We start from the raw sequence: 14,583 nt of genomic DNA, 5'->3' as shown, positions 1-14,583 counted from the left end.
GAGCCCGTAGAGGACTTTCACCTCCTAGATCAACGCCATGCTCGGCGCACAATAAAAAACGGCCTGCAATGCAGACCGTCTTGTAAATGTCATAAGTCAGTTCAGTGTTTTCACTGCGCCTTAACTCATCTCGTCAACTGAGTTAGTCACGCCATCTTTGTCGATAGCGCCACCTTTATTAGTCACGTAGGTAGATCAACCAGTACCACATGCCAACAAAGATACCGCCGCCAATGATGTTACCGATGGTAACGGGCAGCAAGTTGTTCATCAAAAAGTCCGCCATGTTCAGATCAACATAGTCCGCTGGGTTAGCGCCTGTCATTGTCCAAAATTCAGCCGGAGCAAATGTTTTGATGCCGATAGCTAAAGGCACTTGGAACATATTCGCAATACAGTGCTCGAAACCAGCCGATACGAACATCGCAACAGGCAAAATCATTACCGCAATTTTGTCAGTCAGTGTGCGTCCACTAAACGTCATCCATACCGCGATACAAACCAATACATTACACATGATGCCGAGCGCGATAGCTTGGATAAAATCGTGGTGCATCTTATGTTGGGAGATCGCCATTGCATTCAAACCCACTTGACCGTGGTCGAACATGTACTGTTTGGTCAGTAACATACAAGCCACCAGCAGCAATGCGCCAATCAAGTTACCTACATAAACTGTAGCCCAGTTCTTAACGAGCGTGCGCCAACTAATCTTGCCACTTGCACGAGCAACCAGAGTCAGCACCGAACTGGTAAATAGCTCACCACCGGTAACAACAACGAGAATTAAACCCAAGCTAAATGCAAGGCCACCTAATAGGCGAGTAATACCCCAAGGCAAATCACCAGCACCAGTCGTTACGATGGTGTAGAACACAAACGCAATACCGATGTGTATGCCAGCGGAAATCGCTAGGAGAAAAGATTTGATTGGATCTTTGGTTGCTTTACCTACGCCAATATCTGCAGCGCGCTCAGCCATTTGTGGCGGTAATAATGAGTCAAATTGGTTTAGATTCATGATGATTTACATTTTGAAACATGTCGTCGGGAGCGCGATAATCCTCTCTTTCATTTCTGAATTCAAGAGCTATTTTAGGCACAAAATAGCTCTAACAGCCTTGTTGAAAGCAAATAGTCCGAGTTATTCCAAATTCATACGACTTTAGTAGTAAAAAGAAAACTCTGCTGAATGATTAGTTATCAGCATAGAAAATAACACACCTATAAATATCAACAAGTTACGTTAAAACCAAAAGAATAACGTACACTAAAATGGCTCACAGAGCGCTTTTATTTCTAGATTTTGACATAGATCAACAGAACGTAAAAAAGCGCCCTAAGGCGCTTTTAACTCAATCACAAATAAAGAAATTAGTGATGCTAAACCGAAGGTTCAATCACTTCTTCTGATGATTGTTCTAGGGTTGAATCCTCTAGAGTAGATTCAACAGCCGGGGACATCACACCAGAGTCACTTTCGTTGGCAACTTTGCCACCTAAGCTTTTCAAACTATCCACTAACTCTTCTAAGCTTTTAATGTGAGCATCACTCTTGGTAATCTGCTCACCGAGCAACTCACTGTGCTTGGTTGCTTCAGACAGTTGCTGCGCTTGCTTCTGGTTTTCAGACTCCAGCTTAGCCAATTGCTCAGTCAAAGTTTCAATCTCTGACTTTAAAAGCCCTGTCATATCAGAGCTTTTTAACGCCTTAACACTCGCTACTATCTTCTGTGATTGCTGACGTAAACCAACATCACGGTAATCTTCATCATTAACGATTTGTGAAATGCTCAGTAGCTGGTTCTCGGCATTCAAAACCGACTGTTCGAACTGGTCGCCTTTTACGCTCGCCAGCACTTTGACTTCATGAGCGACACTGCGCACGTGGTTCAATTCAAACTCTGCAGCGTGAACCGCGTCTTCAATGATCGACTTTTCACGAGGGCTAGCTTTCACTTGGCTTTCGGCCAACGCAATTTGAGATGCTGCCTTAGCAAAGGTAAGCGGAGCAACGTCATCAAAATCTTCATCTTCCAAGAACTCTAATTCGTTCTTCAAAGGTTCGATGTATTTCTTATGCGCCACTTTAACTTCTAATAAGCGAGCATTGTTAAGAAATTCCACCTGCGCTTCTTGAGCGTCTTCAAGCTCATCGACCAGCACATACTCGAACAACTCGCTGTATTCTGAATACAAACGTTTGTAGCTCGAGGTAAACATGGTATCTGCGCCAAGAAACTTCAGGTAATCCATTTGGACAATCGAATCCGCAAGTACTCGATCAGCCTTCTTCTTTAACACTAAGATCGAGTCATAGTTTGATTTGATCAAAGCGATTTTTTCATCGAAGGCTTCAGCGTAAGTTAGGCTCGAAAAAATGGAGTAACTCTTGGTTATCCGAGTTTCGTCTTTAAGTAAGTCCGCATAAATGCTTTCAGCATCATCCCATGCGTCTAATAGTTCATTGTAATTCTCTGGTGCATAGAGAGACAATTGATCATGATCTTCAAGCTTAACTTCCCATTCGGAGTAAACGCTTTGGACAGACTGAAATGAACGGACCTCTATTGTCGATTCATTATTGTTGTTTGTGGTTTGGTTCGCGTCTGTCTGCTCTGAGGGTGTGCTTTGACAACCTGAGATAGCAAATAGCATACTGATCGTTAATGCTACTTTGTTCGCTCTCACTTATGCATATCCTTTTTATACAATATTCGCTCAATGCAAATTATTTCTAGTCACAATATATTACAACCACTTAGCAATAAACATCACTGATGATTTAAGTGGGTGCAAATCACCCAATATAACCAAAATAAACTCATCACTCGATGATTAATCAATCAATTTGGTATCACTTATCAATTCTCTTTATTTGCTATTGCCTGAGCCGAGAATGCGCACTAAGGTGAAGGTAGAGAACGTTATGAATATATAGGTTAATTATGAAGTACAACGCTGAACATATTGCTGATTTAAACCTCCTTCTTCAATTTGATGTAAGTAGTGCAGCTACTGGAATTAAAGTCCATCAAGAGGCTGCTCAAGAAACTCAAGACGCTGTTAAGCGCCTATTCGAAAAAAACCTTTGTACTCAGCCAGACGGCGGTTACCTAACAGATGAAGGTATCGAGATGGCAGAGCGCGCAGACAAGCTTCTTCGCGTACTAAACTAAAGCTCCATTGTTCTAGTAAAAACTCCACTTGCTTCGGCCGTGGAGTTTTTTCATTTTTGGGCAAAGCTTTGTTAGGCTTATTGTAAATTCGTCATTTGCAGTTGTGAGGAACACATGGCTTCTATATTTATTGTCGGTGCAGGATGGGTAGGTGCACCTTTATCTGAACATTTAGAAAAACATGGTAACCGAGTAGTGGTCACGAAAACGACCCAAGCGGGAGCAGATGCCATTGGTAGCGAACAAATTCCATGTGAAGTGTTTAGCTTTGATTCATCCGATCCACAACAGACTATCGGGCGACTCTATTCATTGTTACTCGAAAACAACACTGAAATTGTGATTGGCAGCTTCCCTCCTGGCTTTAGAAAAGGAGCAGGACAAGAGTATGCCGACTACTGGCAGCAACTCACCAATGCATGCCAAAAGGCCAACATTAAAAAGCTCATTATGGTTAGTTCAACTACGGTATACCCAACTAAGCCGGGTGTGCTGAACGAGCTGGATGCATCACTCCCCCTTTCGACCTCAGATAACGAGCACGCGTCTTTATTTTCCGATAACGCACGAATCATGCTGCAAGCTGAACAGTCAGTGATTGATTCCGGTATCGACTACACCATTCTTCGCTTTAGTGGCTTAATCGGCCCAAGCCGTCACCCATCACGCTTCGCAAGCAAGTTAAAACAAGTCAGCACTCAAGCTCCAGCCAACATGCTGCACCTTGATGATGCAATTGGTGCTGTCGATTTCGCTATCAGTCAACTGCACAATGAAATAGTTAACGTGACCACACCAAATACAGTCAGTAAGGCGGAGTTTTATGCCGCGGCACTGAAAAGCGCCAACAGCAGTGAGCCTCTGCCCGCTGTTGTTGATACCCCAGACAAGTTAATCTCTTCGAAGAAGATTCTCGACTTAGGTTATTCATTTAAATTCGAATCCACACTGGACGCACTTCATGACTGAACAATCTATAGCTAACAAAGATCCCAACATAAAACTGCATCGCTCAGTCGACACCCTTTGGAACTTTATGTCTATGGGTCACAAGGTTACGCCTTCCGACTGTATCTTTGTATTGTGTAGCAACGATACTCGCGTCGCTGAATATGCAGCCGAGCTTTATCACCAAAAGGTCGCGCCTTACATCGTTTTTTCTGGCGGTGTTGGACGCTTTACCGAAGGAAGCTTTGAGCGCTCAGAAGCAGAAGCATTCGCTTCTATCGCACGAGATTGTGGTGTGCCTGACTCTGACATTATCATAGAGAAACACGCGACAAATACTGGGGAAAATGTACGATTCACTCATGAGTTGCTGACAGAAAAAGGGTTATCGCCGAAGAGGTTAACCTTAGTTCAGAAGCCCTTCATGGAGAAACGTACCTACGCCACCTTCAGTAAACAGTGGCCTGACGAAACTTCCGAGATTACCGTGACGTCACGATGGCAAACTTGGGATGATTACTTTAACGAAGAGCTACCGTTAGACATGGTGTTAGGCGCATTAATTGCTGATTATGAGCGAATCAAAATCTACCCAGCGAAAGGCTTTCAGATTGAGATGCCGATCCCCGACGACGTTGACCACGCCTATCAAGCATTGAAGAAGCTCGGTTTCGAATAAGCAAAAGTTAGATTTTGAACAAAGTAAAAGCTCGGCTTGGAAGAAAGCAAAACACAGGCCCAATAATCAAAAACGGTGACACTTGGTCACCGTTTTTCGTTCTTTCGCGTTAGCAATGTCAGCATCTGTAGGTCAGCTTATTTACCTAACGCTTCTTTGTAGTGCAGACGGCAAACAGAAACGTATTTATCGTTACCACCAATAGCTACTTGGTCACCTTCAGCAATCGCCACACCATGCTCGTCGGTACGAATGACCATGTTCGCTTTACGGCCACAGTGACAAATTGTTTTAAGCTCAACAAGTTTATCTGCCCAAGACAGTAAGTAACGGCTACCTTCAAACAGTTCACCCAAGAAATCGGTACGTAGGCCGTAACAAAGTACTGGGATATGCAGCTTATCAACCACCTCTGTTAATTGGTACACCTGCTCCTTCGATAAAAATTGGCACTCATCGATCAACACACAATGACGCTTTTCTTCCTCATTGAGCTTTTTGATCGCATCAAACATGTTGGTGTCATTTTTAAACAGCTGAGCTTCAGATTGCAGACCAATTCGTGAGCTCACTTTACCGATACCATAGCGATCGTCCAACGCTGCCGTAAAGATCACTGGCGTCATGCCACGTTCTTGGTAGTTGAATGAAGATTGAAGAAGCGTTGTTGATTTACCCGCATTCATTGCCGAGTAATAAAAATACATCTGAGCCACAGAAATATTCCTGTTAATTAAAAGTTGAAGATAGAAAAGGTGAAAATAGAGAATTCGTGCTAGAAAAAAGGGCTGAAAATCAGCCCTTTTTATAAGATTTACTTACGACGCCAAGTCGTACCTTCTGGGCCATCTTCCAGAACAATACCCAACTCGTTTAGCTTATCACGTGCAAGATCGGCGTTTGCCCAATCCTTTGAAGCACGAGAATCGTTACGCAGTTTGATCAACGCTTCGATTTCAGCCACTTCGTCGCCGTTACCTGCCGCATCGCCTTGTAGGAAGGCTTCTGGCTCTTGGTGAAGAATACCGATGATGTCTGCTAGTTCACGCATCAGTGCACCAAGTCCGCTTGCTCTTTCAATGCTTTCAGGCTTGATACGGTTGATTTCACGAGCCATTTCAAACAGTACTGAATAAGCTTCAGGTGTGTTGAAATCATCGTTCATCGCTGTAGAGAATCGAGTCACGTACTCTTCGCCACCAGCAGGAGCTGCTGTAAGGTCTAGACCACGAAGTGACGTGTATAGACGCTCTAGTGATGCGCGAGCTTGGTTTAGGTTATCTTCGCTGTAGTTTAGCTGGCTACGGTAGTGACCAGACATTAGGAAGTAACGTACCGTTTCAGCATCGTAATGTGCTAGAACGTCACGGATAGTGAAGAAGTTACCTAGTGACTTAGACATCTTTTCTTTGTCTACCATCACCATACCACTGTGCATCCAAGTATTTACATACTGAGTGCCGTGCGCGCAGCAAGACTGTGCGATTTCGTTTTCGTGGTGAGGGAACTGCAGATCTGAACCACCACCGTGGATATCGAAGTGGTTACCAAGAATAGACGAGTTCATTGCTGAACATTCGATGTGCCAACCTGGACGACCCGGGCCCCATGGCGATTCCCATGTAGGTTCACCTGGTTTAGACATCTTCCAAAGAACGAAGTCTAATGGACTACGTTTTGCAGATTCAACATCAACGCGAGCACCCGCTTGAAGCTGATCAAGGTCTTGCTTAGAAAGCTTACCGTATTCGTCGAATTTCTTTACTTCAAACATCACGTCGCCGTTGCTTGCAACGTATGCGAAACCACGTTCAATCAGCTTTTCAACAAGCTCGATGATTTCAGTGATGTATTCTGTCGCACGAGGCTCAACATCTGGACGCTTCATGTTCAATGCATCAAAGTCAGCGTGCATCTCACCGATTAAACGCTCAGTCAGAGAGTCACAAGACTCACCGTTTTCGTTAGCGCGCTTGATGATTTTGTCATCGATATCTGTGATGTTACGAACGAAGTTCAAATCGTAACCAAGGTAACGAAGGTAACGAGTTACTACGTCGAAAGAAACGAACGTACGACCATGACCAATATGACAGAGATCGTATATGGTTACCCCACAGACATACATGCCGACTTTGCCAGCTGTAATTGGTTTGAATTCCTCTTTCTGTCTTGTGAGCGTGTTATATATCTTCAGCATGATCTCTATCTATTTTATGGATTAATCAAAATAAGCTCGCAGTATAACAAGTCATACCTTAATAGGTAATCCCCAAAAGCAGGAATTACTTTAAACATCTGAGTTAAGTGAATGATTTGATGATTTGAAAGTCCGCCAACATGCGCTAGAATTCGAACTTCATATTAAAAAGACAGTAAGGTAACAATCATGATCATCCTTCACACAAATTTTGGTGATATCAAAGTTCAACTTAACGAAGAAAAAGCACCAGAAACAAGCGCAAACTTTCTACAGTATTGCCGTGACGGTTTCTACGACAACACACTATTCCACCGTGTTATCGATGGTTTCATGATTCAAGGCGGCGGCATGACTTCTGGCCTTAAAGAAAAGGCAACTCGTGCAACGATCAAGAACGAAGCAAACAACGGTCTAGCGAACAAAGTTGGTACGCTAGCAATGGCTCGTACTATGGAACCGCATTCAGCCAGCTCTCAGTTCTTCATCAACGTTAACGACAACTCTTTCCTAAACTTCCGTAGCGAAAGCCTAGACGGTTGGGGCTACTGTGTATTCGCAGAAGTTGTTGAAGGCATGGACATCGTAAACAAGATTAAAGGTGTTAGCACTGGTTCTATGGGTATGCACCAAGATGTACCTCTAGAAGAAGTGATCATCACTGGTACTACAATCGAAGCTTAATTCATCGCTTTCGGTTAGTATTGATGAGCCGATAAAATCAGGATATAGGGAGCGAATCGCTCCCTTTTTTTAGACCTATGAAAACATATTTTATATCAGATCTGCACCTTTCTCCGTCACGACAAGACATCACAGACTGCTTCTTAACCTTTATGAAGAAAGAAGCCGTAGAAGCGGATGCACTTTACGTATTAGGTGACCTTTTCGAATTCTGGATTGGTGACGATGATAAGAGTGAATTCGCGACTTCTATCCGCCAAGCGTTTATCGACTTAGTGAAAACAGGCGTGCCTTGTTACTTTACTCAAGGGAACCGCGACTTCTTAGTCGGCAAAAAATTTGCTAAGCAAACGGGCGTACAACTTCTCGACGAAGTTTCTACGATCGATATCTACGGGCAAAAAGCGGTAGTATTGCATGGAGACACTCTATGTACTGAAGATGTAAAGTACCTCGCCTTTCGCGAAAAAGTGCATCAGCCATGGTTACAATGGGTCTTCAACCGAATTCCATTTTTCATCAAGAAGAAAATTGTTTCAAAGGTTCAATCAGATATCAAAGATGACAAGCAGACCAAGTCTCTCGACATCATGGATGTGACACAGCAAGAAGTCGAAGATGTGATGGAACGAAACAATGTCGATCTGATGATCCACGGCCATACTCACCGCCCAGACATCCATACATTTAATGCTAACAATTGCACTAAAACCCGTATCGTACTTGGCGATTGGTATACGCAAGGCTCAGTGCTGGTGTTCACGCCGCAAAGTTTTGAACTACAGAATCGAGCGTTTAGCAATAGCTTTTAACATCACGCTTAAACTTTCACTTTGATTATTATTGTCGGTCAGACTTTCTTAGAAAGTGTATGGTAATTTCTAGTGAATTAGCTATTATCTCTCTACCAGAAATAAACCGAACACAGTACCAAGTTGAAATATTCATACGTAGCGCGTCAACCAATACTCGACACAGGCAAGAAAACCATAGGTTACGAGTTGCTATTCAGGGATGGTCCTAAGAACACTTTCCCTGAAGTAGAGCCGGAGCTCGCTACTAGCCGTTTGCTTTCCGATCACTTCTTATCGACCCACTATAATACGTTGGGTGATAAGCTTGGGTTCGTGAACTTCCCATATGCAAGCCTAATCAACTTAGTCCCTACTCTGTTCCCCAAAGAAAGCCTCGTTGTTGAGGTTCTTGAAGACTGCGAACCAACAGACGAATTACTTGAAGCAATCAAAACCATCTTTGACGCGGGTTATACCATTGCGCTAGACGACTTTGTGCCAAGTAAAGCTTGGAAGCGCTTCTTACCCTACGTTTCAATTATCAAGTTCGATATCCGTTTGACGCCAATTGCCAAAGCAGCGATGTTTATGAACTCTCTCAAAGGGCTAGATATCAAGTTCCTTGCTGAGAAAGTAGAAACGTACGAAGAATACCAAGAAGCGAAAAAAGCAGGCTTCACCTACTTTCAAGGTTATTTCTTTAGCAAGCCAGAGATGATCCAAACGCGTGCGCTCAACCCGGCATTCCTGACGACTGTTCAGCTGTTAAAAGAGATTGCGCACGACCCTATCGACTTTGGTGAAGTAGAGCGTTTGATTACGCTCGATGTGACCATGTCGTATAAGCTACTTACCTACGTAAACTCCGCTGGCGGTTCACCAACAACGATTCGTTCATTCCGCCAAGCGCTTATTTACCTTGGTGAACAAAAGCTGCGTAAGTTCGTTTCACTTGTGGCGATCGCATCAGCGAAAGAAGACAAGCCGGACTCACTCTACGGTTTAGCGGTATTACGCGCGCGTCAATGTGAGCTCTTAGTCGAGAAGATGAATGTGAAGGTTGAGCCAGGACAAGCCTTTTTGACCGGTATGTTCTCGCTACTGGATTCACTGTTTGACCAACCGTTGAAGCAAGTACTGGACTCAGTGCCAATCGACGATGAGATTAAACAGGCCCTTATCCAACGTAAAGGCGTGTTAGGTGCTGTATTGGCGATGGTCGTTGCTTATGAACAAGCTCGTTGGGATGAAGCGACTCGTATTCGCCAGCTTCTCAAACTGAGTGAAGCTCAACTTGGTCAAGCTTATGACGAAGCGACAACTTGGGCCCAAGAGCTATTGGCTCCAGCCCTGAAATAACATACTTCGTACTATAGCTTTAATAGTTTCAATAGAAACTAAGCTTTGGTGAGCGATCGTTTCTTGGTAAACTCCCACGCATTCATTTATGGCCTCTTAATAGAGGCCATTTTTACAGGACCTGACTATGTCTTTATGCCCATGCGGTAGCAACAATACTTACCAACAGTGCTGTGAATCAGCGCACCTTAACCACAGTGCCGTTGAAACACCAGAGCAATTAATGCGCTCTCGTTATTCAGCACACGTGCTGGGTTTGGTTGACTATGTTGTTGCGACTTACCACCCTAGCTGCAATGCAGAAGCACAAAGAGAAGGCATTGCCGAATCTATCAACAGTGATTGGGCAGGACTAGAAGTCATCGATACTGCGGTAGGCTCGCACCAAGACGAAGGCTTTGTTGAGTTTAAAGCTTACTTCAATGAAGAAGGCGCACAATACTGCATGCAAGAACGCTCTCGCTTTATACGTGAAGACGGTCTTTGGTACTACATTGATGGTACCTTCCCAGAGCAGGAACAAACTACACAACCAGAAATTGACCCACGCTTAAATCAAACCGTTGAGAGCTTTAAAATCGGCCGTAATGATCCGTGTATTTGTGGCAGTGGTAAGAAATACAAGAAGTGCTGCGGGTAACTCGTTCGACTAAGAAGTCAGATTGAGAGAAGAGATTCCTGATGTCGCTTAGGCTCCTCGGAATGACGCAAAGTCAGAGGTTAGAAAAGTGACGTAGGGCTTAGAAATCTTGAAAATTAAAAAACTAAAAAGCCCCGTAAACATGTTTGTTTGCGGGGCTTTTGTCTGTCTTTTACGCGGTTCTATTAATCTAAAGAGAGCTTACTTATGACGCTCTTTCAGCTTGTTTACCACATCATCCATCGATAAGCCTTGGTCTTGAAGAAGAACCATTAGGTGGTAAATCAAATCTGCTGATTCACACACTAACTCCGCCTTATCGCCCGACGTCGCCGCAAGCGCGACTTCAACGCCTTCTTCGCCCACTTTTTGCGAAATACGCTTGGTGCCACGGGCATATAGACTGGCAGTATAAGAAGATTCAGGATCGGCGTCCTTGCGGGCAGCCAATAGCTGCTCAAGCTGATGAAGCCACACCATCTGAGACTCTTCTTGCTTGTCTCCATCCCAACACGTTGTTGTACCTGTGTGGCACGTTGGACCAATGGGATTAACTTTAACCAGTAAGGTGTCGCTGTCACAGTCCAAGGCGATGTTTTGCAGTTGCAATACATTGCCCGACGTTTCACCTTTCGTCCAAAGACGCTCTTTTGTGCGAGAGAAAAACGTCACATTGCCAGTTTCACCCGTTTTCTCAAGTGCGGCTGGGTTCATGTATCCCATCATTAGCACTTGGCTTGACTGGTAATCTTGAACAATCGCTGGCACTAAGCCATCTACTTTTTCCCAGTTAATACGCTCTGACAATGCGCCTACTTCTGTTTTTGATAAGCTTACGGGTTCAAAACTCATAGTCGCACCTCTACATCTTGTTGTTTTAAATACTGTTTAAGTTCACCAATATTGATGACTTGTTTGTGGAATACCGAAGCCGCAAGTGCTCCATCCACGTTGGTCTTTTTATAAGCTTCAGCAAAGTGCTCCATTGCACCAGCTCCACCAGAGGCAATCAATGGCACATTACACACTTCACGCACCATGTTTAACTGATCGATATCATAGCCGTTACGAACGCCATCTTGGTTCATCATGTTTAACACAATCTCACCTGCGCCACGCTTCTGTACTTCCTGCACCCAATCTTTGGTTTCCCATTTGGTTGCTTTAGTACGCGCTTCATCGCCTGTAAATTGGTAAACCTGATATTTACCGGTTTCTTTGTCGAAGTATGAATCGATACCGACAACGATACACTGAACGCCAAACTTATCAGCAAGGTCAGTAATCAGCTGTGGATTAGCCAATGCCGGTGAGTTGATTGACACTTTATCCGCACCAAACTCAAGAATGCGCGCTGCATCTTCTGCTGATTTAATACCACCAGCGACACAGAAAGGGATATCGATCACTTCAGCTACGCGTTTCACCCAGCTTTTATCGACCACACGGCCATCACTTGATGCGGTGATGTCATAAAATACCAATTCATCGGCGCCCTCTTCTGCATAGCGTTGTGCTAGCGGAACGATGTCACCAATAATTTCGTGGTTACGGAACTGAACGCCCTTAACCACTTGTCCGTCACGGACATCCAAACAAGGGATTATTCGCTTTGCCAACATGCAAATGCCTCCTCTGCGGTAAACTTGCCATCAAGTAGCGCACGACCCACAATCACACCCGCAACACCGCTGCCTTTAAGCGCTTCGATATCAGCTAGGCTGCCAATGCCGCCCGATGATTGGAATTGCACTTGTGGGTACTGCTTACAAAGATCAACATAGAGCTCTACGTTTGATCCTTCTAGCGTGCCGTCACGTGAAATATCGGTACACAGCACGTGTTTAAGGCCAACCGTGAGGTAGTCTTCAATCAGCGCTTCAATAGTCACACCTGAATCTTCTTGCCAACCTGAAATCGCCACTTTACGTGTGCCGCTTTCATCAATGTTGATGTCTAGAGCCAGCACGATTTTTTCCGCGCCATACTTCTCCATCCAACCTTTCACCAACTCAGGTTGCTTAACGGCTGTAGAACCAACCACAACGCGCTGTGCGCCAGCTTCTAGCAGATCAACGACATCTTGTTCGTTACGCACGCCACCACCAATCTGGATGTTCGCAGGCGTGCTAGCAAGGAGCTTAGCAATCAAGTCTAACTGACGAGCCGTTGTGTCTTTTGCGCCCGTTAAGTCAACAAGGTGCAGCCAGCCAGCGCCAGCTTGGTGGTACAGATTAAACTGCTCTGCTGGGTCTACTTTGTATTCTGTTACTTGCCCGTAGTCTCCTTGGAATAAGCGAACTACTTGGCCTTCAATTAAATCTAACGCGGGAATAATCATTTACATTCCTTATATGGCAACGTTAGCCGCTGCCTAATCCTTATTACAATTCCAAGAAGTTCTGAATCAGCTTAGAGCCAGCTTTCGAAGATCGCTCTGGGTGGAACTGAACACCATAATAATTGCCACTTTGAACCGCCGCAGTGAACGGATTACCGTAATCACATTGTGCGATTGTGTAGTCACCCACTGGCATTGCGAAGCTATGAACAAAGTAGAAGTATTCGCCTTCTTCAATGTCTTTAAATAGCGGGTGATTAGGCGTTGCTGTTACTGTGTTCCAACCCATGTGTGGTAATGGTAAGTCGCCCGTTTCAAGTAAACGAACTTCGCCATCACACAAACCTAGGCATTCAACTAACTCATCAGCCTTTTGACCTTTCTCTTGAGACAGTTTGCCTAACAGCTGCATACCTAAACAGATACCCAGCAGAGGCTTCTCAACTTGCTTGACAAGGGTAACAAGGTCACGCTCTTGCAGGTTCTTCATTGCCTCACTTGCTGTACCTACACCGGGTAGGAATAGCTTGTCGGCAGCAAGAACAACTTCTGGTTCTTTTGAAATTTCAACTGCGTAGCCCAGACGTTCAATCGCAAACTTCACCGATGAAACGTTGGCACAACCAGTATCAATAATAACGACTTTTTGCTCTTTCATACCGAACCCTTACAGAACGCCTTTGCTGCTTGGTAACTCGTTACCTTCAACTTTGATTGCTTGGCGAAGAGTACGGCCAAACGCTTTGAACAGGCTCTCAATGATGTGGTGATCATTATTGCCATCAGAAGAAAGGTGTAGCGTACAAGCCAATGTATCAGTTAGAGAACGGAAGAAGTGAACCACCATCTCGGTTGAAAGATCACCCACTTGCTCACGGCTGAACTTAGCATCGAACTTCAGGTATGGACGACCAGAAAGGTCTAACGCACACTGAGCCAAACACTCATCCATTGGTAGGCTGAAACCAAAACGGCCAATACCACGTTTGTCGCCTAGTGCATCTTTCAATGCTTGGCCTAAAGCCAGAGCGGTATCTTCGACTGTGTGGTGATCATCAATGTGCAGGTCGCCCTTCACAGTCAGGTTCATTTGGAAACCACCGTGTGTCGCGATTTGATCAAGCATGTGGTCGAAGAAACCCATGCCGGTATCGATCTTGTTGCCACCGGTTTCATCAAGGTTTACTGCAACCTTGATATCGGTTTCTTTAGTAGTACGAACTACTTCAGCAATACGCGCATTAACCGTCAGATCTTTAACGATTTGTGGCCAGTTAAGCGTGCCTTCAGTTTCCGCATCCGGGCCATATTGAATACCGCGGATAGCCATGTTCTCTGCCAGTTGAAGATCCGTCATTCGGTCGCCAATCACAACAGAGTGTTGGAAATCGACTTTACCGCCTTGTAGGTACTCTTTAACCATACCCAGTTTAGGCTTACGGCAAGAGCAGTTGTCTTCGTCAAAGTGAGGGCAAATAAGCACGTCGTCAAACTTAACGCCTTGAGATTCGAAGAACTCCATCATCATATTGTGTGGTGCATCGAAATCTTCTTGTGGGTAGCTATCGGTACCTAGACCATCTTGGTTAGTCACCATCACTAGACGGTAACCAGCGTCTTGCAGTGCAAGTAGGCTAGGAATTACTCGCGGTTCGAATTTTAGCTTGTCTAAACGATCTACTTGAAAGTCAACTGGCGGCTCTACAATTAAGGTGCCGTCACGGTCTATAAAAAGTATTTTCTGTTGTTTACTCACTTG

The 14,583-nt window shown here is 44.6% G+C and carries 16 protein-coding genes; 7 read left to right on the top strand and 9 right to left on the bottom strand.

Annotated elements, in window-relative coordinates; genetic code table 11:
- Positions 1 to 178 precede the first annotated feature (178 nt).
- A complete protein-coding gene (focA, locus tag AB6E52_RS14600) occupies positions 179 to 1,021 on the bottom strand; it encodes a formate transporter FocA (protein WP_017060282.1) in 843 nt (280 codons plus the stop codon).
- Positions 1,022 to 1,383: 362 nt separating this feature from the next.
- Positions 1,384 to 2,691, bottom strand: a complete 1,308-nt coding sequence (locus tag AB6E52_RS14595) for an ATPase (RefSeq protein WP_102319775.1) — start codon at positions 2,689 to 2,691, stop codon at positions 1,384 to 1,386.
- Between the two features lie 257 nt (positions 2,692 to 2,948).
- Here AB6E52_RS14595 and AB6E52_RS14590 point away from each other — a divergent pair, with 257 nt between their 5' ends.
- The 3 genes from AB6E52_RS14590 (at position 2,949) to AB6E52_RS14580 (ending at position 4,806) form a co-directional block, all read left to right on the top strand.
- Complete coding sequence (locus tag AB6E52_RS14590; RefSeq protein ID WP_017060280.1) at positions 2,949 to 3,179, top strand: TIGR02647 family protein; 231 nt, start codon at positions 2,949 to 2,951, stop codon at positions 3,177 to 3,179.
- A 114-nt stretch (positions 3,180 to 3,293) separates the two neighbouring features.
- Positions 3,294 to 4,148: an NAD(P)H-binding protein gene (locus tag AB6E52_RS14585; protein WP_017060279.1), complete on the top strand. Its 855-nt coding sequence runs from the start codon at positions 3,294 to 3,296 to the stop codon at positions 4,146 to 4,148.
- Complete coding sequence (locus AB6E52_RS14580) at positions 4,141 to 4,806, top strand: YdcF family protein (RefSeq protein ID WP_102319774.1); 666 nt, start codon at positions 4,141 to 4,143, stop codon at positions 4,804 to 4,806. Before AB6E52_RS14585 ends, AB6E52_RS14580 begins: the two co-directional genes overlap by 8 nt.
- A gap of 137 nt (positions 4,807 to 4,943) precedes the next feature.
- Here the strand turns inward: AB6E52_RS14580 and AB6E52_RS14575 are convergent, their stop codons facing one another.
- Together AB6E52_RS14575 and cysS are read right to left on the bottom strand one after the other, a co-directional pair.
- Entirely contained in the window at positions 4,944 to 5,522 is a 579-nt protein-coding gene (locus AB6E52_RS14575; protein ID WP_017060277.1) for a thymidine kinase, read from the bottom strand.
- Positions 5,523 to 5,620: 98 nt separating this feature from the next.
- Complete coding sequence (cysS, locus tag AB6E52_RS14570) at positions 5,621 to 7,006, bottom strand: cysteine--tRNA ligase (protein ID WP_102319773.1); 1,386 nt, start codon at positions 7,004 to 7,006, stop codon at positions 5,621 to 5,623.
- A 189-nt stretch (positions 7,007 to 7,195) separates the two neighbouring features.
- Between cysS and AB6E52_RS14565 the strand changes: the two genes are divergently transcribed.
- The 4 genes from AB6E52_RS14565 (at position 7,196) to AB6E52_RS14550 (ending at position 10,483) form a co-directional block, all read left to right on the top strand.
- Positions 7,196 to 7,690, top strand: coding sequence for a peptidylprolyl isomerase (locus AB6E52_RS14565; protein ID WP_017060275.1), 495 nt, complete (start codon positions 7,196 to 7,198; stop codon positions 7,688 to 7,690).
- Between the two features lie 77 nt (positions 7,691 to 7,767).
- On the top strand, positions 7,768 to 8,502 hold the full coding sequence (lpxH, locus tag AB6E52_RS14560; protein WP_065675744.1) for a UDP-2,3-diacylglucosamine diphosphatase: 735 nt from the start codon (positions 7,768 to 7,770) through the stop codon (positions 8,500 to 8,502).
- 123 nt (positions 8,503 to 8,625) lie between these two features.
- Positions 8,626 to 9,843, top strand: a complete 1,218-nt coding sequence (locus AB6E52_RS14555) for an EAL and HDOD domain-containing protein (RefSeq protein WP_102319772.1) — start codon at positions 8,626 to 8,628, stop codon at positions 9,841 to 9,843.
- A gap of 127 nt (positions 9,844 to 9,970) precedes the next feature.
- Entirely contained in the window at positions 9,971 to 10,483 is a 513-nt protein-coding gene (locus tag AB6E52_RS14550) for a YchJ family protein (RefSeq protein ID WP_102319771.1), read from the top strand.
- 201 nt (positions 10,484 to 10,684) lie between these two features.
- Here the strand turns inward: AB6E52_RS14550 and hisIE are convergent, their stop codons facing one another.
- Genes hisIE through hisB form a run of 5 tightly spaced genes read right to left on the bottom strand, consistent with a single transcriptional unit; the run spans position 10,685 to position 14,580 of the window.
- On the bottom strand, positions 10,685 to 11,335 hold the full coding sequence (gene hisIE, locus AB6E52_RS14545; protein ID WP_017060271.1) for a bifunctional phosphoribosyl-AMP cyclohydrolase/phosphoribosyl-ATP diphosphatase HisIE: 651 nt from the start codon (positions 11,333 to 11,335) through the stop codon (positions 10,685 to 10,687).
- The gene (hisF, locus tag AB6E52_RS14540) at positions 11,332 to 12,105 is read right to left on the bottom strand and encodes an imidazole glycerol phosphate synthase subunit HisF (protein ID WP_017060270.1); all 774 of its coding nucleotides are present in this window, start codon (positions 12,103 to 12,105) and stop codon (positions 11,332 to 11,334) included. Before hisF ends, hisIE begins: the two co-directional genes overlap by 4 nt.
- Positions 12,087 to 12,824 (bottom strand): 1-(5-phosphoribosyl)-5-[(5-phosphoribosylamino)methylideneamino]imidazole-4-carboxamide isomerase, encoded by a 738-nt coding sequence (hisA, locus tag AB6E52_RS14535; protein ID WP_012604374.1) that lies wholly within the window; start codon positions 12,822 to 12,824, stop codon positions 12,087 to 12,089. Before hisA ends, hisF begins: the two co-directional genes overlap by 19 nt.
- Before the next feature lie 43 nt (positions 12,825 to 12,867).
- Complete coding sequence (hisH, locus tag AB6E52_RS14530; protein WP_017060268.1) at positions 12,868 to 13,482, bottom strand: imidazole glycerol phosphate synthase subunit HisH; 615 nt, start codon at positions 13,480 to 13,482, stop codon at positions 12,868 to 12,870.
- Positions 13,483 to 13,491: 9 nt separating this feature from the next.
- A complete protein-coding gene (gene hisB, locus AB6E52_RS14525; RefSeq protein ID WP_017060267.1) occupies positions 13,492 to 14,580 on the bottom strand; it encodes a bifunctional histidinol-phosphatase/imidazoleglycerol-phosphate dehydratase HisB in 1,089 nt (362 codons plus the stop codon).
- Positions 14,581 to 14,583 lie beyond the last annotated feature (3 nt).

Source organism: Vibrio sp. 10N.247.311.13 (assembly GCF_041467595.1).
Lineage (GTDB): Bacteria > Pseudomonadota > Gammaproteobacteria > Enterobacterales > Vibrionaceae > Vibrio > Vibrio crassostreae_C.
Note: the sequence above shows the minus strand (reverse complement) of the source record. Positions and strands in the feature narration are given on the sequence as shown.

Excerpts from the sequence above, each read along its gene's own strand:
- focA (WP_017060282.1), bottom strand. The coding sequence starts at position 1,021 with ATGAATCTAAACCAATTTGACTCATTATTACCGCCACAAATGGCTGAG.
- hisA (WP_012604374.1), bottom strand. The coding sequence starts at position 12,824 with ATGATTATTCCCGCGTTAGATTTAATTGAAGGCCAAGTAGTTCGCTTA.
- hisIE (WP_017060271.1), bottom strand. The coding sequence starts at position 11,335 with ATGAGTTTTGAACCCGTAAGCTTATCAAAAACAGAAGTAGGCGCATTG.
- lpxH (WP_065675744.1), top strand. The coding sequence starts at position 7,768 with ATGAAAACATATTTTATATCAGATCTGCACCTTTCTCCGTCACGACAA.
- hisH (WP_017060268.1), bottom strand. The coding sequence starts at position 13,482 with ATGAAAGAGCAAAAAGTCGTTATTATTGATACTGGTTGTGCCAACGTT.
- AB6E52_RS14590 (WP_017060280.1), top strand. The coding sequence starts at position 2,949 with ATGAAGTACAACGCTGAACATATTGCTGATTTAAACCTCCTTCTTCAA.
- AB6E52_RS14580 (WP_102319774.1), top strand. The coding sequence starts at position 4,141 with ATGACTGAACAATCTATAGCTAACAAAGATCCCAACATAAAACTGCAT.
- hisF (WP_017060270.1), bottom strand. The coding sequence starts at position 12,105 with ATGTTGGCAAAGCGAATAATCCCTTGTTTGGATGTCCGTGACGGACAA.
- AB6E52_RS14565 (WP_017060275.1), top strand. The coding sequence starts at position 7,196 with ATGATCATCCTTCACACAAATTTTGGTGATATCAAAGTTCAACTTAAC.
- cysS (WP_102319773.1), bottom strand. The coding sequence starts at position 7,006 with ATGCTGAAGATATATAACACGCTCACAAGACAGAAAGAGGAATTCAAA.
- AB6E52_RS14585 (WP_017060279.1), top strand. The coding sequence starts at position 3,294 with ATGGCTTCTATATTTATTGTCGGTGCAGGATGGGTAGGTGCACCTTTA.
- AB6E52_RS14550 (WP_102319771.1), top strand. The coding sequence starts at position 9,971 with ATGTCTTTATGCCCATGCGGTAGCAACAATACTTACCAACAGTGCTGT.